The organism is Pseudomonas sp. JL2, from assembly GCF_031570495.1.
Classification (GTDB): Bacteria; Pseudomonadota; Gammaproteobacteria; order Pseudomonadales; family Pseudomonadaceae; genus Aquipseudomonas; species Aquipseudomonas rhizophila.
The window spans coordinates 99,575-119,302 of record NZ_JAKUDH010000009.1; the positions used below are offsets into that span (position 1 = coordinate 99,575).

Genomic DNA, 19,728 nt, shown 5'->3' on the forward strand with positions numbered 1-19,728 from the left:
CGGCAAAATTGCTTCATTGGCCGGCGGGGGATCACAGAGGATGATGGGACAGTTATCGAGTGGGCAGGAGCGACTGTTTTACTCGTTCAACCTTGAAGATCGCATCCCCGCCAATCACCTTCTGCGCAGCATTGATCAATGTCTCGATCTGAGCGACCTGCGCCATTACCTCGCCGATTTCTACAGCCCGATTGGGCGTCCGTCGATTGATCCAGAACTGATGATTCGTATGCTGATCGTGGGCTATTGCTACGGCATTCGCTCAGAGCGCCGGCTGTGCGAAGAGGCCCATTTGAACCTGGCGTATCGCTGGTTCTGCCGGTTAAGCCTTGAAGATGAAGTCCCCAACCACTCGACCTTTTCCAAAAATAGACACGGCCGTTTTCGGGACAGTGATCTGTTTCGCTGGTTGTTCAATGAAGTGCTGCGTCGCTGCATGGACGCAGGCCTAGTTAAAGGCGAAGGCTTTGCCGTGGACGCCAGCATCATCAAAGCGGATGCGAGTCGGCAGCGGGGCGTACCGGGTGATGAGCCAGTCAACTGGAGCGATCCGGCCCTGAGCACCCGCGCCGTGCGTGAGTACCTTGAAGCCCTCGATGAAGAGGCTTTGGCCGAAACGCTACCGAAGCGCCTGTCGCTGACGGATCCTCAAGCCCGCTGGACCGCTGCTCCAGGCGGCCCAGCGTTCTACGCTTACTCCACGAATTATCTGATCGATACCGAGCACGGTGTCATCGTGGATGTCGAGCCCACACCGGCTCATCGAACCGCAGAAGTCGAGAGCACCAAGACGATGATCAATCGGGTCGAGGCGCAGTTCGACATCAAGCCGGAGCGCCTCATTGGCGACACCGCTTACGGCACAGCGCCGATGCTGGCCTGGATGGTGGAGGAAAAAGACATCGAACCGCATGTGCCGGTGTGGGACAAAGCCGAGCGCAAGAACGACAGCTTTTCGAGTAACGATTTCCACTGGAATGAAGAGGCTGAGGAATACCGCTGCCCAGCCGGCAACGTATTACGCAGCGAATGGCGAGCCTTCAAGAACGAGCGTTCGCACGTCACCAAAGCCAACACCATCATCTTCCGATCCAGACAGACCGACTGCGCGACATGTCCGATGAAAGCCAAGTGTTGCCCGAACACTTCGATTCGCAAGATCGCTCGCAGCGTCCATGAAGCCGCTCGCGATGTGGCTCGGCGCATTGCCGCAACGCCGGCATATCAGCGATCTCGCCACGAACGTAAAAAGGTCGAAATGTTGTTTGCCCACCTCAAGCGCATCCTGAAATTGGATCGCCTGCGGCTACGTGGCATGAGTGGCGCGACGGATGAGTTCACGCTGGCCGCTGCGGTGCAGAACCTGCGACGGCTGGCCAAATTTTCATCTCAAGGGCCACCAGTCACGGGATAGTTGCGCCTGCACCAAGCAAGAAACCTCAAATTAACCCAATAGCAGAGCAGCAAAGGTCAACGAAGGGCCGAAAAACCACTCTATGTGGTGAGTAGGTTCTCCGGTGGTGGTCGCGCCTGAGTTCAGGCCATTTGAAAATCCGACTTTTTCAACAGAATCGGCCGAATGCAGACCTTGACCAACGTCTGCACATAGCCATTCTCTGCCAATCATAGGTGGTCAAATCCGATGTAAATGGCAGGTATGGTCGAATGCATGCCACGGGGGAAGTCCGTGCAGAACTCATCGGCCAGCTAAGCAGAAACGGGCGCTTTAAGCGCCCGAAACTCTGTCAATGTTCAACCTGCGACTGAAGCCGTCGACCAATCACTTCCAGCAAATCACACCCATCACGCAACGGAATTACCAGAAGTTGCGCCAAGTCCGAAAGCACCACTGTTTCGCTGGCGATCTCGGATCGGAACGCGATGTTTTCCAGTACTTGAGTCACCACACGGATGCGGTAATCAGCGGTTGCGTGCAAGACGTCCAGCGGGGCTTGAGTATCGATGAGTAGAGAGGCAGGCGTGCAGTCGATGCCGGTAATGGGGATGTATCTTTGCATGGGATTGCTCCGATCAGGTTAAAGGGCTGATCCGATTCACAGGTCGCCAAACCTGATCGCCATTCTGGGCGACGGAATGACTATAGGTTTCCCCGCGCTCGACGGACAAGGCTCCGGGTTCCGAGAGCTTTGTAGGAATCGCGATAGTTTTTTGCCAGAGAGGGCCTACAGACAGAGGGGCGATCGAATCTGTCGACACTGGACAGCTGCCCTAGGGAAATTTACTGTCGCGAGCGGCATGGATCTATCGAGCCAGTACTGTGATTAAAGGAGAGGGTTATGGAGAAATGGACGCTGCACTGGCTGGAAGCCTCTGGGAGCCTGGCCGAGTTTCGCCGCGAGTTGACTGACGAATTTGATGCCGCGTACGAGGCCGTTGCTCGCCTGATGCCCCCGCCGAGGCTCGATGTTCTGATTCAGAGGCTACCGGGCGAAACCATTCCGGAAATGGGTCTGGTAGGGCGGGCGTATCGCAGTTCCATGTTTTCCATGACCCTTGATCCCGATAATCCCAATTTCCTTTCCAGCCTATGCACCGGCGCGTTGCGTCGACATGTTATTCATGAGGTTCATCATTGCCTGCGCATGGGTGGTCCTGGCTATGGTTGGACTTTGGGCGAGGCTCTGGTCAGCGAAGGGCTTGCCGGTCAATTTGTTCGGCATTTGCTCGGTAGCGATCCGGAGCCTTGGGAACGTGCCATAGCGTTGGCTGATCTTTCAAACTCACCGGTCGGACTCCAGGCTCTCGAATCAAGGTATTACGATCACAACGAGTGGTTCTTTGGTTTCGGCGACAAGCCCAAATGGCTCGGTTACTCGTTGGGTTATCAAATGGCCGGACGCTGGCTTGCGTCGCGGGGCGAGGTTGATGTTTCAACCTGGGTCAACGTATCAGCAACAGACATCATGGCCATTGCGCTGGAGGAAGGTTTGGTGTCGGCCGAGTCTTGAACGCCTCCCGCAACCGTTCAATTACCTGGCTGATCGAAGGCCCTTGGATTGCCGGAGGTGTAGGGCTTTCGCCGAATTCACGCCAAATGAATAACGTTAGCTCTGCGCCATCGGTCAACGTCTGGGCGTTCTCTAGTGTCCCAAAGGTCTCCAGAAGCCTGTACCGCGCATCTTTCCAAAACAGTTCCTCGACCCAGTCGTAAACCGGGATGAAATGGAAGTGGATGGGGTAGCGGGGATCGTGGCCGAATCGGCTGATATAAAGCCATTTTGGGTTCAGGTGTGTTTCGAGAGTGCGCTGGATGTTTGCCATCAGACCACCCAGCTCTGCGAGCGCCGCGTCCGGCAATTGTGCCAATGAGTTTACGTGAACCTTGGAACCGAGCATGAGGTAGCCGGGCAGGGCGGATGCCAAGTGGTGGTTGACGATCCAATGGGTGGTTTCATGGAGGGCGAATCGTGGTGCTAATTCCAAAATAGACTCCCTGTCATCGTTCGGTTTGGGCTTACATGCGACTAAAGCTTACATCTCGGTTTACCAGTCGATCACCTACAATATTCTTGGGGCTGCTTCGCCGCCCAGCGGTGCGGTACGACGTTTCGCTAAATCCCCTCGCCACAATGGAAGGGCGGTGCAGCTAGCCTTCGAACTCCGTTTGCAGCATCCCCAAAAACGCCTCCCTGGCAGGATGCCGACCGGTGTTTTCATGCCAATAAAAAAGGTTATCGATCCCCGCCAGCTCAGGGAATTCATACCCCGTCCAACCAGCCCCCTGGCGGTATTGCTCATAGATCCCACGGGGCACCAGCGAGACACCTGCACCTGCACTGACGCAGCCGACGATGGCGCCGTAGCTGGAGATGCTGATGATCGGCTGCGTTTGCTCATGGCGTAGCAGCCATTGCTCCAGCGCCAAGCGGTACGGACAGCCCGTGGGCCACATGAAGATCGCTTTGCCTCGCAAATCTGCCGCACTGCGCAGTGGACCGTGAGACTCGGAGGCGATGAGCACCAGGTCTTCGCGGTACATCACGGCTCGTTTGAGTCCAGGTCGCTCCATGTCCACCGCTACGATCACGCCATCGAGCCGGTGATGCTGGACATCGTCCAGCAGCTGAGCCCAGGTGCCCGTGCTCAGTTCCAGGGATACTTGCGGGTACTGCGCGTGGTATTTGGCCAGCAACTGGGGCAGACGCCCCGTGGCGCTGGACTCGATCGCGCCAATGCGCAACGGGCCGCTCGGCGCGCTGTCAGGGGCTATTGCGCGGTGGGCCTCTTCTGTCAGGTTCAGTATTTTTGTCGCGTACCCCACAAACACTTCACCCGCCGGGCTGACTCGCAGTCCGCGACCTTCGCGGAAGAACAACGGCGTGCCGAGCTCCCGCTCCAGGGACTTGAGGCGCGCAGTGATGTTGGACGGCACACAGTGCAGCACTTCGGCAGCACGGGCGATGCTGCCGGTGTCGCAGACCGTCTTGAGCATGCGCAGTTGGGACAGTTCCATAGCTCACCCAAAGTGAATGGTGGGTTGAGTTTAAGTCACTTGTGCTGATGTGGGGTGGTTTCGATACTTCGAGGCAAATCGGCAGACGCTCAATGGGGCAGGGACTTCTAAATGGAAACGCGTTGTGTGTCGTTCGACGGTTCCTCCAGCAAACCCGGTGCGAGAATTATCCTCGCGACGACGTTCGTGATTTTTTGCTGGGCCTATTCTCCGATTGGCATTCGCATCGGCTTGCAGGCTTACGAGCCGGGTCACTTGGCGCTGATGCGGTTTCTCATCGCTTCGGTGTTCATGGCCCTGGTCGCGATGGTCAAGGGTATTTCCCGGCCGCGTCTCAGGGACCTGCCATTGCTGGCGGTGCTGGGTTTCTTTGCTGTGAGCTTGCACCACATTGCGCTCAATTACGGTCAGCGTGGTGTCAGTGCCGGGGCCGCCAGTGTGCTCGCCCAGTCCACGCCTTTGTTCAGCGCTTTACTCGCACATTTTTTCTTCAAGGACAGAGTCAGTGGTTGGCAGTGGGGGTGCGTAGTGTGCGGCTTGTTTGGCGCTGCCGTGGTCGTGGCGGGGGATCGTGGCTTGGGTGATATGAACGCCCATGGACTCTTGATCCTGCTGGCGGCGCTGTCCTGGAGTCTGTATTTCTCTCTCCAGAAACGTCATGCCCAGCGATATGATGGATTGACCATGGTTTGCTACACCGTCTGGTCGGGCACAGTCCTGCTATTTATTTTCGCGCCGGGCCTGCTAATTGAAGCACAACACGCTTCTGTTTCGGTGAACCTGGCGGTGCTGATATTGGGTATTTTTCCCAGCGCGCTGGCGTACCTCGCATGGGCTTACGTGCTGGCGCATAGCAATGTAAGCCGCGCCTCCATGGCGCTTTACCTGATACCGCCCACCGCGATGTTGATGGCTTCTTTGGTGCTGGCCGAGCGCCCGTCAGTGATGGTCATTATTGGGGCTGTTATCGTGTTGGTGAGTGTGTTTGCGTTAAATCTAGAGCCGGTAAAAGCTGCCGTTCCGGTTGCAAGCTCTAAACCCAGGGCATAACCGAGCGATGAATAATCCAGCAAACCTGCTCCTGGCCAAACCTACCGCTGCTCACTTGGTCGGAACGGGTGAGCAGGAAGCGATCAACTGAATGTGATTTTTAGACATCTACAAAGGAGATGAGCATGGAACGCGACAACGACAGCAGCGCCTACATCACGACCACACAAGCGCTGGAAAGCCTTTACGGCCCCGTCGCGGCGCCCTCGATCCTCAAGGAAGTCGATCATATCCATCCGGTTTACCAGCCCTTCATAGAGGCTGCCTCCTTTGTGATCCTCGCTTCCTCAGGCCCCGGAGGGCTGGATGCCTCACCGAGGGGCGACGCGACCGGGTTCGTTCATGTCCACGACAGCAAGACCCTGTATTTACCCGACCGCCGCGGCAACAACCGCATCGATTCGCTGCGCAACATCGTTGAGGACCCCCGGGTTGCGCTGCTCTTTCTCGTGCCTGGCATAGGGGAAACCTTGCGCGTGAACGGCACAGCCAGGATATCGGTCGAGCCAGCACTGCTGGCTCGGTTCGCGGTAAATGGGCAGCTTCCTCGAACGGTGCTGGAGATCACCGTAGCCAGCGTTTATTTCCAGTGCAGCAGGGCTGTGATCAGGGCGGGGCTGTGGGATGTGACGCGGCAGATCGAACGCAGCGCACTGCCCACGGCAGGCGAGGTATTCAAACGTATCTGCCCCTCGAAAGTAGATGGCGACGCTTACGACAAGGCCCTGTCAGGGCGCATTGCGAGCACACTTTACTGAGGAGTTCGCCGCGCCAGGGGGCAATTGGCTAATCCACCCCCTTTTTTGCCGTAGCCGCTTAAACCCCGGCAACGGCCTCGCGCACGAAGTCTTCATAGGTGCGTAGCGGGTGGCCGATGAGGGTCTGGAGCCTGTCAGGTCGCAATAACTCCGCCACGGCGACGTCAGCGATGTCGCGTGCATCAATCATCGACACTCCCGCCGAACCGATTGGCATCGGGTAGAACGAGAGGTTCTGAATCGCTTGTTGGACCATGGGCTCGTTCTGCATGAAGTAGCCCCGATCCTGCTGCTTGACGAGGCCACCAGTGCGTGGGGTTCAGAGGTCGAAGTAGCCATCCAGGAAAGCCTCGATGAAATGGCAAGACCCTGATCGCCATCGCCCATCGGCTGTCCACGATTGCGGCGATGGACATGCTCATCGTCATGGACGATGGACGCATCGTCGAACAAGGCACCCGCACCGAATTGTCAGTCAAAGTCAGTTGATTCTGAAAGACGCTCCCAGGCGGCTATTTCCGTTTGAAGACGCGCGATTTTTTCGCGCACCAGTCTCAACGCATCCTGACCGAGCAATAGATGAATGGGAGGCTTCTCAGCAGCCACCAGAGCCAATAAGGCCTGCGCCGCCTTGTGCGGATCGCCCGTCTGTTTGCCACTTTTCTCTTCACGCGTCTTGCGAAGCGGATCGAACACAGAGTCGTAGTCACTCAAGGTGCGAACTGAACGGATCATCGAGCGCCCCGCCCATTCGGTACGAAACGAGCCTGGGGCCATGGCAGTCACATGGATACCCAAGTGTTCCACTTCTTTGGCCAGTGCTTCGCTGATGCCTTCAAGGGCGAATTTGCTACCGCTGTAGTAGGCGATGCCCGGTAAGGTGATAAAACCGGCCATGGAGGTGATGTTGACAATATGTCCGTTGCGCCGCTCACGCATACCTGGCAGAACCGCCTTGATCATTGCCACCGCGCCGAACACGTTGGTGGCGAACTGGCGTTGCATCTCCGTTAGCGGTGACTCCTCAAGAATTCCCTCATGGCCATAACCCGCGTTGTTCACCAACACGTCTATCCGGCCCACATTTCCTAGGATCTCAGCCACCAGCGGCTCTATCGCCTGGTAATCGGTGACGTCGAGCACGACGGCCTTGGCGCGATCGGTGTCTAGCGCTTCGAACGCAGTACGCTCGGACTCACGCCGTACCGTACCAACCACAGTATGTCCCGCTGCTAGCACTGCTTGAGAAAAGGCCAGGCCGAAGCCTGAACTCACCCCGGTGATCAGAAAAATCTTGTGAACGTGGGTGTTCATGGTGCGCTCTCCGAGGAAAACGCCGTCGGTATTGATCGACGGCGGTGCGAATAGGTCAGTCTTCAGTGCCCCGCGCTCTGACCGCCATCGACGTGGAGGATTTCACCCGTAACAAAGTTGGCGCTCTCTAGATACACTACCGCCTGCGCAATGTCGCTGATCTCGCCCATGTGTCCGATCGGGTGCAAACTTCCAAGTGCGTCGTGGGTTTCTTCGCCGTGCATCGGTGTTTTGATGATGCCTGGGGAGACCGCGTTCACCCGGATGCCGCGCTTGGCGTATTCGATGGCCAGGGATTTGGTCGCCGCGTTCAGCCCACCTTTGGTCAGCGAAGCCAGGACCGACGGTACACCGTCGATGGCATGATCGACCAAGCTGGTGGTGATGTTGACGATGTGCCCTTTGCCTTGTTTCTCCATCTCGGTGATCGCGAGTTGGCTGATATAGAAGAAGCCGTTCAGATTCACCGCCAGCACATTGGCGTAGTCTTCAGCGCTATAAGAGGTGAACGGTTTGGCAATGAATATACCGGCATTATTGACCAGAGTGTCGATGCGGCCAAAACGTGCAATCGTTTCACTGATGACTTGTTGAGCAACAGCCGGGTCGCTGATGTCGCCCGCCACGGTGAGGATGTCAGGGTCGGTGGAGGGTTTGATTGAGCGCGAGGTGGCAACCACCCGATAATCGAGATCACGGAAGGCCTTAGCTATACCCGCGCCGAGACCTTGAGATGCGCCAGTAATAACAATGACTTTTTTCGAATTGCCCATGATGGACCTCTACTAGATATATGGGTTGAAAGGGACTAATCAGGCTTGGGCGGGTGCCTGCGCCATGTGTCTCAGAATTTTTTCGTAGTCCTCGATCGATTGCGCGCCGGACACCAGCTGACGACCGTCGAGGATCATGGCCGGAACCGAAGTGATGCCGCGCTGGCGGTAAAACTTTTCAAGCTCAAGCACCTCCTTGGCAAACACTTCTGACGCCAATACCTCAAGTGCACGGGCCGAATTCAACCCCGCGTTAGCGGCTAGACGCACCAGCGTCTGACGATCGCTTGGGTTCTGACCGTCGGTGAAATAAGCAGCAAACAGGACCTTCTTGAGCTCGATCTGCCGCCCCTCCTGCAACGCCCAGTACAACAATCGGTGAGCATCGAAGGTGTTGTAGAAGTGGCTACGCTTCTCCAGATCGAACCGGAATCCAATGGCCTGACCGCGGGCAATCACCATCTGGTTTCTCGCTGTGACTTCCTCAGCACTGCGTCCGTATTTACGTATCATGTGCTGGACCGCGTCCTCGCCTTCGGCCGGCATGTCCGGGTTTAACTCGAAAGGCTTGTAGGTCAGTTTCACCGACACTTCACCTGCCACGTTTTTGATCGCTTGCTCCAGTGCCGTTGCGCCCAGTGCGCACCAAGGACAGACCACGTCAGAGACGAAATCGATGCTGACGGTGGAAGTCATGACTTAACCTCCGCTTCAACTAGTTGCTTTCGGTATTGGGTGGTGGTGATGCCTGCGTAACCCCAGTTATCGGTGTCGACTTCTTCAATCACGATATGGGTCAGGTCAGGGCGTTTGTTAAGGACGCGCTCCAGTGTTTCTGTGATTTCGGCAATCACCTGAGCTTTCTGCTCGGAAGTGATGCCGTCGCGGGTAATGCGGACGCTGACGAAAGGCATAACTACTCTCCAGTGGCCGCCCATCAACAGGATGGGCTAGGCGATGGATTGCAATGTAAGCCTTAACTATTTCGCAATAAATGCGTGTTATAGAATATAACTAGTAACATGATGTAATGAGTTTGAATGAGAGCCTGTCCGAAATGCTTGCCAGGTTCGTCAGCGCATATTCGGCAAGCAACTCGGTATGTGAATCGGCATTAGTAAGGGCGGTCGCGCCGTCGTCCGGCGTGGGATCCCAGAGAGTGCGATACCGTTGCCGCCTGTCCTTTTGTTTTAAGCGCATAGTGAGCAGTTGGCTTATGAGCGAGCCTCTGCGGGCGTTGAGCTCGGCTCACGGGGAGAAAGAACATTGATCACCGTGGCCCCAAGAGCAAGCAAGGTGCCAACTACGGCAAGACCTATCCAGCCAGACTGGTGCACTCCGTAGTTCCCTAGTGCAGCACCGACGGCTCCACCCAGGAAGTACGCTCCCATGAACACGGTATTGAGTCGGCTTCGGGCCTCAGGGCGTAAGGTGAATACGCGTGCCTGGTTGGCAATCAGGCCGGCACGATTGCCAAAGTCGAGCAGCACCATGCCGACGATCAGGGAGCCGAGGCTTTGTCCGCCTGCAGCGATGAACGCAAATCCCACAGTGAGGGCTACCGCCCCGGCGAGAACCATGGTACGTGCGCCCAGGCGATCAGCCAGGACACCGATACATGGCGACAGGGCAATGCCCAGCAATGCGACCAGACCAAACAAGCCGATGGTGGCAGAGTCGAACTCGTAAGGTGGCTGTGCCAGCAGCGCGGCGAGGCTGGCCCATAGCGCGCTGAACCCAGCGAACGTCATAAGCCCGCCCGCTGCGCAGTAGCGCAATACTCGTTCCTCAAGGACCAAGCTGCCCAGCGACCGCATGAGCCCGGCATATGGGATAGCGGTCAAGTTCGCGGTAGCGGGCAGGCTCCTGGCAACAATTATCAGCAGTAGTACATCGGTGAGCGAAGCCATTATGAAGACGACTCGCCATCCGGTGTATGCACCGACTACCCCTCCTATTGTGCGTGCCAGCAGAAGGCCTGCCGAGAGACCACTGAGCAGGCCGCCGACTATCCGCCCGCGTTCAGTCAGTGTGGCCAATCCCGAGAGTACTGGAATGATGATCTGTGCGGTAATAGCGGTCACGCCAACCACGACGCAGCTCACGCACAGCAGCGTGAAGCTCGGCGCGGCGGCGCAGACGATCAAAGCAACGGCATTCACAGCAATGGCCAGCAGCGCGATCTGGCGTGGCTGCCGGCAATCGGCGAGTGGCACGATTAGCAGCAGGCCCGCCGCATAGCCGAGCTGTGTCAACGTGGCGATCAGGCCAGCGTGTGTTGGCGCCAAGCCAAACGACGCAGCTATCTGGGGCAGCAATGGCTGATGATAGTAGATTGTCGATACGGCAAGGGCGCAGCAGAAGGCCATCAGGGCGACAAGGCGACTGGAGATTGCTTGCGGGGCTGCGGATGAGACAGGCATGGCGTGGCCCCTTTACTGCTTTAGTAGGGCCAGTAGAAGCCCTTGGGTGTCGACGATACTGTGGGCAAAAGTCGGCCCGTTCAGTTCGTGCGCCGCGTGCATCATTTCCTTGTTGAATGCCGCTGTCGCATCGCGTACCAGAGTGACGTGATAGCCGAGCTCCATGGCGAAGCGCGCCGTCGATTCGATACAAGTGTTTGCCAGCAGACCAACAACGATCACATGCGTGATGCCTTGCTGCTTGAGCCGGAAGTCGAGGTCGGTATTGGCGAACCCACTCTGACCCCAGTGCTCCTGGATGATGATGTCGCCCTGTTGCGGTACGAAGTCGGGATGCCATTCACCGCCCCAGGTACCTTTGGCGAAGGTATGGCGTTGCTGGATCAAGCGTTGGGTCGGGTTGGGGTGATCCCAGTGATCGTAGTCGCCGACCTGCCAGCGCCGATGCGGTACGTAGAACACCTGGAAGCTGTGTTCCCGAGCGGCGGCGAGGCAGGTGCGTAGGTTGTCGAGCAGATGAACGTCATCCGCGACGCCTTTCAGCATGGGGAACAGCTTACCGCCCTCGGACAGGAAATCGTTATAGGGATCGACTAGTAGCAGGCCGGTTCGCGCAGGGGAATACACAGGATGAGTCATGGCAGTGTTCCAGTTGAAAGGATGTTGGAGTGAGAGGTTTTCTGCCTGCACGGACATCTGCTTCAATTTGCCCTTGCGGCGGCGTGAACCTCAGTATGACTCATGACACTATGAAAAACATAGTAACAGCGGATTTATCGGTCTCATATCTGGTTTCTTGAGGCTTGGCAGGCGTGACAGTGTTACTGTGAAAAACATAGTTATAGTGGGACAAACAGCGTGATGACGATGCAGGACAAGACGAATAGTACGGTGTGCCCGGTTGCACGCTCGGTGGATGTGGTAGGTGACAAATGGACGATTCTGGTTCTTCGCGAGCTGTACATGGGCGCGACACGCTTCGAGGAAATGCAGATCCAGACCGGGGCTACGCCGCAGATGCTGACCTCGCGCCTGAAAGCGCTGGAAGCCGACGGTCTGGTCGAACGTCGGCCTTACAGCGAAAAGCCGCTGCGCTACGAATACCACCTCACCGGCAAGGGAGGGGACTTCTATCCGGTGATTTACGCGTTGCGAGCCTGGGGCGAAAAGTGGTGCAAGAATGGGGATGAGGGATTAGCAGTACGTTTCGTGCATCGCGATTGTGGTCATGACGTTGGAGTGGCCAACGTTTGCCCTCACTGTGGCGTCTCCGTGGAACGCAAGGACCTCGAAGCGTCGATAAGCAATCGCTTCCTTGGCGAACGCGAGGCTCGTTGGAAGGCCTTCAAGCGAAAGTAGCTGACCCTGGCAGACTGGCGACTATTTTGACTGTACCAGCGGCTACACTTGGCAGATTTTGTTGAATAAATAGCGATCACCTGAATTCGCCATCGGCCCCATCTACGCTAGCTGCGAACGAATGTTCCGCCCGGATCTGTAGGGTTTGTATCTAACAGGCTCTCCAGATCCTCGGGGTGTAGTCGATGAAGGGCTTGGGCAGGATGACGCCAGCATGTTAACTGGGGCGATGCTTGTCAGCTGTAGGCGGTTCTATAGGCAAAGATCCCAGGTAATCCACCAGTCATGATGAACAGCAGGTTGCTGCCGGCAGAGTGATCACCACGGGTGACGGATTCCAGCAAACCCGCGAAGGCCTTGCCACCATAGACTGGGTCGATTAGCAGCCCCTCCTGGGAGGCAAGGGTTCTGGTTGCCGCCAGCATGCTATCGGTCGGGGCGCCGTAAGCACTTCCTCGTTGAGAGTCGTCGATTTGCAGCGCCTCAGTGGGCAACTCCGCAGTGCTACCAAGTAGCTTCAGGACGGCCTGGGTTTTTTCCCGGGTCACGTCAAGCGTTGGCCCCACCGGGCCTAGCACGGAATAGCCCTGCACCTGGGTTGATGAGCCGGCGATAGTGAGCCCTGCCAACAGGCCTGAGTGGGTGCCGCTGCTGCCATTGGGAATAATGATCCGCTCGAACTGCAGGCCAAAGGTGTCGGCCTGCCCGAGAATCTCGGCGGCGCAAGCCGCATAGCCCAGGCTCCCGCGCGCACTGGAGCCACCGAGAGGCATTACGAAGGTCCTGCGGCCTTGACGCTGCAATTGCTCGACCAACTCCAGCGCGTAGGGTTCGGCAGCCTCCCCCACGGGCAGTTGATGGACGCCGGCGCCGAACAGTGTATCGAGTAGCACGTTGCCGTTCAGTCGGTAGTCTTCATCGTCGCGGATTGGCGATTGGGTCAGAATCAGCTCGCAGGCGAGGCCGTGGCGGGCGGCGACTGCAGCGGTCAGTCGGGCATGATTGGATTGCAGCCCGCCCCAGGTCACCAAGGTATCTGCTCCAGCAGCGATCGCCTCACCTAGCAGAAACTCGAGCTTGCGCAGTTTGTTGCCACCACCGCCCAATCCGGTGAGGTCGTCTCGTTTTACGTAGAGGTTGCACCCCCTCATCGTTGGCAGGGCACTGAGCCGTGACAGTTTCTGGATCGGGGTTGCGCTTTCCAGCAGAGCGATTCGCGGATAGGCAGACAGAGCCGTTCGTAAGTGTTCAATGTCGAGTCGCATGTGAGCATTCCTCGCAGGTAGCAAAAGAGAAGTACCGCAGCCGTAACGGCCTTCGGGAAGGACTCGTCAGACTCGGGAAACCCGGTAATTTCTGATCGTTTTCACGTCCGCATTGGTTCAGCGGCATGTGCGAGGTGGCGTTGCAGACCCTTGCCGCTGGCCCAGCGAGACAATGCACCATATTCGCAAGAAGCTTGATCAGCACCTGCCCACCAGTCGAAACAACTCATGCCATGAGGCCGACTCCGGCAAGTACCTGCCGTCGTAGTTGGGGGAACTATATTTGTGCTAGGAGTTTAGATAAATGTAGGATTTTACACTTCAGTTGATACTTGGTGTAACTAATGGTCAAGCGCCACTTTGATGACCTTCAGCTTGGCAGCATCGAGCTTTTTTGCCTCGCCGCTGAAGAGGGGAGTTTTACTGCAGCAGCGCTTTGCGCTGGCGTCACCCCAGCGGCGGTGAGTCGTTCGATATCGCGGATGGAAGAGCGTCTTGCGACACGTCTGTTCGTGCGAACGACGCGCAGTATTAGATTGACGGAAAGCGGTCGTGCTTACTTTGAGCAGTGTCGCGAGGCGTTGGCCCAATTGGTGGAGGCTGAGCGTGAAGTGATGGGCAAACAGCTCGAACCGACGGGAGAGTTGCGCATCAGCATTCCTACAACCTACGGCCACCACCGAATCCTCCCGTTGTTGCCGCGTTTCAGGGAGCGTCACCCGGGAGTGAACATCGACATCCACCTGAGCAACAGAAATATAGATTTCGTGGGGGAGGGCTATGATCTGGCAATTCGGGTGCGAGCTCAGCCCGACTCTACGCTCATTGCGCGCCATCTTGAAGATGCCCGGTTGGTCGTGGTGGCAACACCGGAGTATCTGACTCGGAATGGTATCCCGTCGAGCCTGGAAGACCTCGAGAACTGCGAGTGCATCCAGTTCGAATTGCCCAGTAGTGGCCGGCGTATTCCTTGGCTATTTAGCGAGAATGGCAAGGAACGCGAGATCCTGGCCACCGGTAATTATTGTTGCTCCGACGATGTTCTCGGCGGCGTGACCTTGGCCAAGAACGGCGCAGGCCTGTTCCAGACCTATCGCTTTATCGTCGAGCGAGAACTGGAGGAGGGCAGTCTAGTCGAGGTTCTCCAGGTGTTCGGTGGTCGGTCCCGACCCTTTACTCTGCTGTATCCGCACGGTCGTCACGTTCCGCTGCGCGTGCGTGCCTTTATCGATTTCCTGATGGAGTGCAAGAACCAATGGAATGTTTGACTACTGGCAAAGGAGAGGGTTATGGAGAAGTGGACGCTGCACTGACTGGATGCCTCGGGGAGCTCAGCTCTGCGCCATCGGTCAATGTTAGGGCATTCTCTTGAGTGCCAAACGTCTCCAGCAGCCTATACCGCGCATCTTTCCAAAACAGTTCCTCGACCCAGTCGTAAACCGGGATGAAATGGAAGTGGATGGGGTAGCGGGGATCGGGGCAGCGAACGGGGCAAAAGCCAGCTGATTCTGTAGTGGTTGTAGGCAATGACGTCGGATGTTGTCGCCGCATGGGCCGTCATTGAATAGCGTCTTACGACCAATGATCACGTTGGGATAAATCGAGGAAGTCTCTGACAACTTTTTAGGGTTGGCCTTGGGAAGCACCGCACTTACGATCTGACGTTGTCGCTGCGCTCGGTGTGGAATCCGGCACGCTCAGCTTCGTTTTATATCGTGAGGACAGATCGATGCCTGAAACCTTATACGCAAAGGCTGACAAACGGAGTTTTCGCTGTGACGACATTTGGCGCTATGATTGCGTCAAATGTCGCACTGAGGTCAACGTCATGTCCGAAGCCAAACAAGCAGACAAACCCGCCGTCAAATCCACGGCGAAAACTGGGGCGGGGACGAGGGTAACAGGCGTCGCCAGAAAGCCAACGGAGGTGCTGCTGCATGGCCGCAAAGGTGATGAGCGCTTGCTGATCATCCGGTACACGCAAGAGGGCTTTTACCTGAGCGACGTCAAGGACATGCTTTCCACGTCCGCTCTGTACATGGAGCACGACCTGGTTCAGCGCATCACTGGAAGGTCCGTCAGAACCGTCCAGCGTCTGGCGAAGGAGACCAAGCCGATACGCCTGAACCAGCAGCAGAGTACGGTGGCTTTTCAGTATGCCCAGACCCTGGAGCACGCTACCAATGTCTTTGGTAGCCAGTCGTTGGCTGAGGACTGGCTGAAGAAACCCTGCAAATACCTGGACGGTTATGTGCCATTGGAGCTAATCGACAGTTCACTGGGTTTTCAGGTGCTGGAGGATTACCTGACCCGGATTGAGCACGGGGTTTATCAATGAATCCTCTGCCCTGGGATGGACGGTGGCACGCCTGGCGTCTTGACCGCGAGGTCTACAAGCAGACGTGGGACAGCGGCATTGGCGCGCAACGAACCGGTGGGCGTTGGAATCCCCCCGGGCGGCGGGTCATCTATGCTTCGGCTGACCCGTCTACGGCTATTCTGGAGGTCGCGGCCCATCTGGGATTCGACGCGTTAGACCGGGTACCTTACCTACTGACATGTTTTGAAGTGCTGGATCCGGCGCTTATCAAAGTGGTTCAGGCCGAAGACGTGCCGAACCCGAACTGGCTTGTTCCGGCTCGACCCTCGCCCAACCAGCAGCAGTTTGCTGAAGAGCTGCTGGCGCAGCATCCCTTCGTGCTGATTCCATCGGCGGTGACTCAGCATTCCTGGAATCTGCTGGTGAGCTGCGATTTGGCGGCGGATCGGTTCAGGCTTGTTTCCCAGGAGCGGTTCGGACTGGATACCCGGTTGGTTAAGTAGCAAAAAGGTTTCCCTACGAAACTCATTGGCTTTGCAATACGTCCCCAGTGGCGCAGCATTCACCGACTCTTAGTGCCTTGTATGCTGATCCGCATTTTCTCGCGACACCTGACTCTGTAATGAACCCAATCCCCACCCCAGAATAGCGTTGCGGTTTGCCTGGCAGACGGCCCGTGTACTGCAAACTTTTCTATCGGGTGGGCTCATGACGAAGATGGCGATTTTTTTGGGTGGTTTTTTGGCACTGACCCTTTTGATTGGCGTGCTGGCGACGATTTCGCCGGTGTAGACACAAGCCCGCAGACAAGGTGGCCCTGTAGCAAAGGAATGCTTCAGCGGAATACTGAAGCAAACCCGGTCGCTTTTTGTGGCGAGGGGATTTATCCCCGTTGTGGGAGCAAAGCTTGCTCGCGAAGTAGGCGCCTCGGTTGCTGAAAGATTGTATCGCCTGCATCGCGGGCAAGCCTTGCTCCCACAATGAGTTCTGTGTGGATCGGGGGAGCAGTCCTTAGCGCCTACCGATGCAAAATCACCTGCGCAATCTCCTGCAACCCCATCACCCGCTGCGCGGCGTTGAGTTTGATGGCTTCCTTGGGCATGCCGAAGACCACGCAGCTGGCTTCGTCCTGGGCCACGGTGCTGCTGCCGGCGTCGAGCATTTCTTTCAGGCCGCGGGCGCCGTCGTCGCCCATGCCGGTCATGATGATGCCGGTGGCGTTGCGGCCGGCGAATTTGGCTACTGAGCGAAACAGCACGTCCACCGATGGGCGGTGGCGGTTGACCAGGGGGCCATCCACCACTTGTACGTGATAGAACGCGCCGCTGCGGGTCACCATCATGTGTTTGCCGCCTGGGGCGATGAGGGCCAGGCCTGGGTGGATGCGGTCGTTGTTGCGGGCTTCGCGCACTTCGATCTGGCACAGGCTGTTGAGTCGGGCGGCAAACGAGGCGGTGAATTTTTCCGGCATGTGCTGGACGATGACGATCCCAGGGCACACCCGTGGCAAGGCGGTCAGCACCGCTTCCAGGGCCTGGGTGCCGCCGGTGGACGTGCCGAGGGCGACGATGCGTTCGGTGGTCTGGGCCATGGCATGGCCGTTGGCGGCTGGCAGCATGGCATCGGCAGTGAGTTTGGTGGCTGGGGTCAGCGGCGCCGGGGCAGGGCGTTTGCCCAGGTTTTTGACGTTGACCTGGGCGGCGGCGCGAATAGCCGATATCAGCTCCGGTGCCGACTCCAGCAGGAAATTCTTCAAGCCGCTGGTGGGCTTGGTGATGATTTCCACCGCGCCGGCGGCCATGGCTTGCAAGGTGGTTTCGGCGCCCCTGGGCGTCAGGGACGAGCAGATCACCACCGGTGTGGGACGCTCGCTCATGATTTTCTTCAGGAAGGTGATGCCGTCCATGCGCGGCATCTCCACATCCAGCACGATCACGTCGGGCCACTCCCGGGCCAGTTTGTCCATGGCGAAAATCGGATCGGACGCCGCGCCCATCACATGAATGTCCGGCGTGTCGCTGAGGATCGCCAGCAGTACCTGGCGAACCACGGCAGAGTCATCCACCAGCAGTACATTTATCTTTTTTGACATGGTTAATGCCGGGTCCTTATCGGTTGATGCCTGACCCACACGTCGCCGCTGCACAGGTCAAAGATGATGCTTCGGTAGCCCGTGCTGCCCATGTCCTGGGCGATCAGGTCCAGGCGGTACAGCGCGGCCATTTCCAGCGCTGCGTTGACGTTCATCCGCGCCACGTCGCCGAACGGCACCTGGCGTTGCAGCTCCGGGAACATTTCGCCGCCGCCGAACAGCTTGAGTTGGTAATCCTCGGGTTCGGTGCGATGGGCCTTTGCCTGACGGACGAACAGTTCGATGGCTTCGTCGGCGTACATGCCGTTCAGCGCCGTGGAGCAGCGCGCCCGGCTGGGCAACATGTAATGGCACATGCCGCCGATCTTGCGCTCCGGATGCCACAGGGTGACGGCCACGCAAGAGCCGAGAATGGTGCGCAGGCGAGTCGGGCTGGTGGCGAAACGAAACTCGCCGGGCGCCAGATACACCTCGGGCATTTGCTTGAGCGCGGCGCTCATGGCTTGCGATAAATCGAAGGTGCCACCAGTTTCAACGCATCGGATACGCCGTTGAGGCTTTCGGAGTGGCTCACGATGAAATACCCGCCGGACTTGAGCCGCGGGAGTAATCGGGAGACCACTTTGCTTTTGGTGGGTTGGTCGAAATAGATCATGACGTTGCGCAGGAAAATGACATCGAACTCGCCCAGCTCCGGCAAGGTGTCGTTGAGGTTGACCTGGATGAAGTTGACCCGGCTGCGCAACGCCCGGTCGATGAGGAATGTGCCTTGCTGGCTGCCGGTGCCCTTCAGGCAATATTTCACCAGCAACGGTTGGGGCAGGGTACGGGCGCGTTCCATGGGGTAATGTCCGGAACGGGCCTTGGCCAGTACCTGGCTGCTGATGTCTGAACCGATGATTTCCCAAGGTGTGGTGCCTAGTCCTTCGGCCAGGGTCATGGCCAGGCTGTAGGGCTCTTCACCCGAGGAACTGGCGGCGCTCCACAGGCGAAAGGTTTTACCCGGCGTTGCATGGGGCAGCACATGTTCGCGCAGGAAATCGAAGTGCTTGGGCTCGCGGAAAAAGTAGGTTTCGTTGGTGGTGAGCAGGTCCAGCGCCACCTGCAATTCCTCGGTGCGCTGGCCGCTCATGATCAGCTTGAAATACTCGCCATAACTGCCCAGCTCATAGTGCTTGAGGCGCTTGAACAACCGCCCGGCCACCAGGGCCTTCTTGGCCGGTGACAGGTTGATGCCCGCGGCTTGATACAGCCAGGCTTGAAACTGGCTGAACTCACGGTCATTGAGCGCCAATGAGTTCACAGTGCGTTCCTTGCAGGTGTCTGCGTTCATTGGTTTTCAGCATCCAGCGCGGCAGGGCTGGCCTGGGCCAGCTGCGACATTTCATCGATGGACAGCACTCGGTCCACCTCCAGTACGATCACGAACTTGCCGTCGACCTTGGCCATGCCGCTGATGAAATCGGCGCGGATCTTCGCCCCGAAACTCGGTGGCGGTTCGATCTGCGAAGCTGGGATCTCCAGCACCGCCGACACCGTGTCCACCAGCAGGCCGATGTCCTGGGCGGGGCCGTCCTCGGTGTTGGCCTCGATGATCACCACGCACGAACGCCGGGTGATCGCCGAGTTCTGTCGGCCGAACCGGGCCGACAGGTCCACCACCGGCACGACCGCGCCGCGCAGGTTGATCACCCCGCGTACGAAGGCCGGCATCATCGGCACCACCGTCAGGTTGCCGTACTCGATGATTTCCTTGATGCACAGGATGCCGATGGCAAACATCTCCGTGCCGAGCATAAACGTCAGGTATTGCGCTTCTTCCTCAACCGCGATGGCGGCTTGACGTGTGGTCGCGATGGCGCCCATGCCTTTTCTCCTTTTAAGCGAAGCCCGTAGGGCC

General features: G+C 57.7%; 22 protein-coding genes and 3 pseudogenes. 9 read left to right on the top strand and 16 right to left on the bottom strand.

The window, feature by feature from the left end:
• Positions 1-40 precede the first annotated feature (40 nt).
• Positions 41-1,414, top strand: a complete 1,374-nt coding sequence (locus tag MKS85_RS14035; RefSeq protein WP_310662972.1) for an IS1182 family transposase — start codon at positions 41-43, stop codon at positions 1,412-1,414.
• Positions 1,415-1,745: 331 nt separating this feature from the next.
• Here MKS85_RS14035 and MKS85_RS14040 read toward each other — a convergent pair whose 3' ends face one another.
• Positions 1,746-2,018 carry a hypothetical protein gene (locus MKS85_RS14040; protein ID WP_310662973.1) on the bottom strand — a complete coding sequence of 91 codons (273 nt, stop codon included), beginning with the start codon at positions 2,016-2,018 and terminating at the stop codon, positions 1,746-1,748.
• A gap of 279 nt (positions 2,019-2,297) precedes the next feature.
• On the opposite strand from MKS85_RS14040, the gene MKS85_RS14045 reads away from it, so the two are divergent.
• On the top strand, positions 2,298-2,969 hold the full coding sequence (locus MKS85_RS14045; RefSeq protein WP_139050610.1) for a DUF2268 domain-containing putative Zn-dependent protease: 672 nt from the start codon (positions 2,298-2,300) through the stop codon (positions 2,967-2,969).
• Here the strand turns inward: MKS85_RS14045 and MKS85_RS14050 are convergent.
• Both MKS85_RS14050 and MKS85_RS14055 read right to left on the bottom strand, forming a co-directional pair.
• Complete coding sequence (locus MKS85_RS14050; RefSeq protein ID WP_139050609.1) at positions 2,923-3,444, bottom strand: HIT family protein; 522 nt, start codon at positions 3,442-3,444, stop codon at positions 2,923-2,925. The genes MKS85_RS14045 and MKS85_RS14050 overlap by 47 nt on opposite strands.
• 163 nt (positions 3,445-3,607) lie before the next feature.
• Positions 3,608-4,474, bottom strand: coding sequence for a LysR substrate-binding domain-containing protein (locus tag MKS85_RS14055; RefSeq protein ID WP_310662974.1), 867 nt, complete (start codon positions 4,472-4,474; stop codon positions 3,608-3,610).
• Positions 4,475-4,585: 111 nt separating this feature from the next.
• Here MKS85_RS14055 and MKS85_RS14060 point away from each other — a divergent pair, with 111 nt between their 5' ends.
• Positions 4,586-5,524: a DMT family transporter gene (locus MKS85_RS14060; protein WP_310662975.1), complete on the top strand. Its 939-nt coding sequence runs from the start codon at positions 4,586-4,588 to the stop codon at positions 5,522-5,524.
• A 125-nt stretch (positions 5,525-5,649) separates the two neighbouring features.
• Positions 5,650-6,282 carry a pyridoxamine 5'-phosphate oxidase family protein gene (locus MKS85_RS14065; protein WP_139050606.1) on the top strand — a complete coding sequence of 211 codons (633 nt, stop codon included), beginning with the start codon at positions 5,650-5,652 and terminating at the stop codon, positions 6,280-6,282.
• A gap of 58 nt (positions 6,283-6,340) precedes the next feature.
• Here MKS85_RS14065 and MKS85_RS14070 read toward each other — a convergent pair.
• Positions 6,341-6,559: pseudogene (locus MKS85_RS14070) on the bottom strand (NmrA/HSCARG family protein); the annotation flags it as partial.
• Here MKS85_RS14070 and MKS85_RS14075 point away from each other — a divergent pair.
• Positions 6,545-6,771: pseudogene (locus MKS85_RS14075) on the top strand (multidrug ABC transporter ATP-binding protein); the annotation flags it as partial. The pseudogenes MKS85_RS14070 and MKS85_RS14075 sit on opposite strands and share 15 nt — an antisense overlap.
• Here MKS85_RS14075 and MKS85_RS14080 read toward each other — a convergent pair.
• The 6 genes from MKS85_RS14080 to MKS85_RS14105 form a co-directional block, all read right to left on the bottom strand.
• The gene (locus MKS85_RS14080) at positions 6,754-7,596 is read right to left on the bottom strand and encodes an oxidoreductase (RefSeq protein ID WP_139050605.1); all 843 of its coding nucleotides are present in this window, start codon (positions 7,594-7,596) and stop codon (positions 6,754-6,756) included. The pseudogene MKS85_RS14075 and the gene MKS85_RS14080 sit on opposite strands and share 18 nt — an antisense overlap.
• Positions 7,597-7,658: 62 nt before the next feature.
• Entirely contained in the window at positions 7,659-8,369 is a 711-nt protein-coding gene (locus MKS85_RS14085) for an SDR family NAD(P)-dependent oxidoreductase (protein ID WP_139050604.1), read from the bottom strand.
• Between the two features lie 39 nt (positions 8,370-8,408).
• On the bottom strand, positions 8,409-9,065 hold the full coding sequence (locus MKS85_RS14090) for a DsbA family oxidoreductase (RefSeq protein ID WP_139050603.1): 657 nt from the start codon (positions 9,063-9,065) through the stop codon (positions 8,409-8,411).
• Entirely contained in the window at positions 9,062-9,283 is a 222-nt protein-coding gene (locus tag MKS85_RS14095; protein ID WP_139050602.1) for a 4-oxalocrotonate tautomerase family protein, read from the bottom strand. The genes MKS85_RS14090 and MKS85_RS14095 overlap by 4 nt, the downstream gene beginning before the upstream one ends.
• 300 nt (positions 9,284-9,583) lie before the next feature.
• Positions 9,584-10,792, bottom strand: a complete 1,209-nt coding sequence (locus MKS85_RS14100; protein ID WP_139050601.1) for an MFS transporter — start codon at positions 10,790-10,792, stop codon at positions 9,584-9,586.
• A 12-nt stretch (positions 10,793-10,804) separates the two neighbouring features.
• On the bottom strand, positions 10,805-11,431 hold the full coding sequence (locus tag MKS85_RS14105; protein ID WP_139050600.1) for an isochorismatase family cysteine hydrolase: 627 nt from the start codon (positions 11,429-11,431) through the stop codon (positions 10,805-10,807).
• A 222-nt stretch (positions 11,432-11,653) separates the two neighbouring features.
• On the opposite strand from MKS85_RS14105, the gene MKS85_RS14110 reads away from it, so the two are divergent.
• Positions 11,654-12,151 (top strand): helix-turn-helix domain-containing protein, encoded by a 498-nt coding sequence (locus tag MKS85_RS14110; protein WP_171061393.1) that lies wholly within the window; start codon positions 11,654-11,656, stop codon positions 12,149-12,151.
• A 236-nt stretch (positions 12,152-12,387) separates the two neighbouring features.
• Here the strand turns inward: MKS85_RS14110 and MKS85_RS14115 are convergent, their stop codons facing one another.
• Positions 12,388-13,416 carry a D-cysteine desulfhydrase family protein gene (locus tag MKS85_RS14115; RefSeq protein ID WP_310662976.1) on the bottom strand — a complete coding sequence of 343 codons (1,029 nt, stop codon included), beginning with the start codon at positions 13,414-13,416 and terminating at the stop codon, positions 12,388-12,390.
• Between the two features lie 344 nt (positions 13,417-13,760).
• Here MKS85_RS14115 and MKS85_RS14120 point away from each other — a divergent pair, with 344 nt between their 5' ends.
• Positions 13,761-14,684 (top strand): LysR family transcriptional regulator, encoded by a 924-nt coding sequence (locus MKS85_RS14120; RefSeq protein ID WP_188252378.1) that lies wholly within the window; start codon positions 13,761-13,763, stop codon positions 14,682-14,684.
• 61 nt (positions 14,685-14,745) lie between these two features.
• Here MKS85_RS14120 and MKS85_RS14125 read toward each other — a convergent pair.
• Positions 14,746-14,889 (bottom strand): annotated as a pseudogene (locus tag MKS85_RS14125) (HIT family protein); the annotation flags it as partial.
• 355 nt (positions 14,890-15,244) lie between these two features.
• Here MKS85_RS14125 and MKS85_RS14130 point away from each other — a divergent pair.
• Both MKS85_RS14130 and MKS85_RS14135 read left to right on the top strand, forming a co-directional pair.
• A complete protein-coding gene (locus tag MKS85_RS14130) occupies positions 15,245-15,754 on the top strand; it encodes an antitoxin Xre/MbcA/ParS toxin-binding domain-containing protein (RefSeq protein ID WP_310662977.1) in 510 nt (169 codons plus the stop codon).
• Entirely contained in the window at positions 15,751-16,239 is a 489-nt protein-coding gene (locus MKS85_RS14135) for an RES family NAD+ phosphorylase (protein ID WP_139050596.1), read from the top strand. The genes MKS85_RS14130 and MKS85_RS14135 overlap by 4 nt, the downstream gene beginning before the upstream one ends.
• A 515-nt stretch (positions 16,240-16,754) precedes the next feature.
• Here the strand turns inward: MKS85_RS14135 and MKS85_RS14140 are convergent.
• Genes MKS85_RS14140 through MKS85_RS14155 form a run of 4 tightly spaced genes read right to left on the bottom strand, consistent with a single transcriptional unit; the run spans position 16,755 to position 19,694 of the window.
• The gene (locus MKS85_RS14140) at positions 16,755-17,828 is read right to left on the bottom strand and encodes a chemotaxis response regulator protein-glutamate methylesterase (protein ID WP_160892863.1); all 1,074 of its coding nucleotides are present in this window, start codon (positions 17,826-17,828) and stop codon (positions 16,755-16,757) included.
• Between the two features lie 2 nt (positions 17,829-17,830).
• A complete protein-coding gene (gene cheD, locus MKS85_RS14145; protein ID WP_047227663.1) occupies positions 17,831-18,328 on the bottom strand; it encodes a chemoreceptor glutamine deamidase CheD in 498 nt (165 codons plus the stop codon).
• Positions 18,325-19,161: a CheR family methyltransferase gene (locus tag MKS85_RS14150; protein WP_310662978.1), complete on the bottom strand. Its 837-nt coding sequence runs from the start codon at positions 19,159-19,161 to the stop codon at positions 18,325-18,327. The genes cheD and MKS85_RS14150 overlap by 4 nt, the downstream gene beginning before the upstream one ends.
• Positions 19,158-19,694 carry a chemotaxis protein CheW gene (locus MKS85_RS14155; RefSeq protein WP_310662979.1) on the bottom strand — a complete coding sequence of 179 codons (537 nt, stop codon included), beginning with the start codon at positions 19,692-19,694 and terminating at the stop codon, positions 19,158-19,160. Before MKS85_RS14155 ends, MKS85_RS14150 begins: the two co-directional genes overlap by 4 nt.
• Between the last annotated feature and the right edge of the window lie 34 nt (positions 19,695-19,728).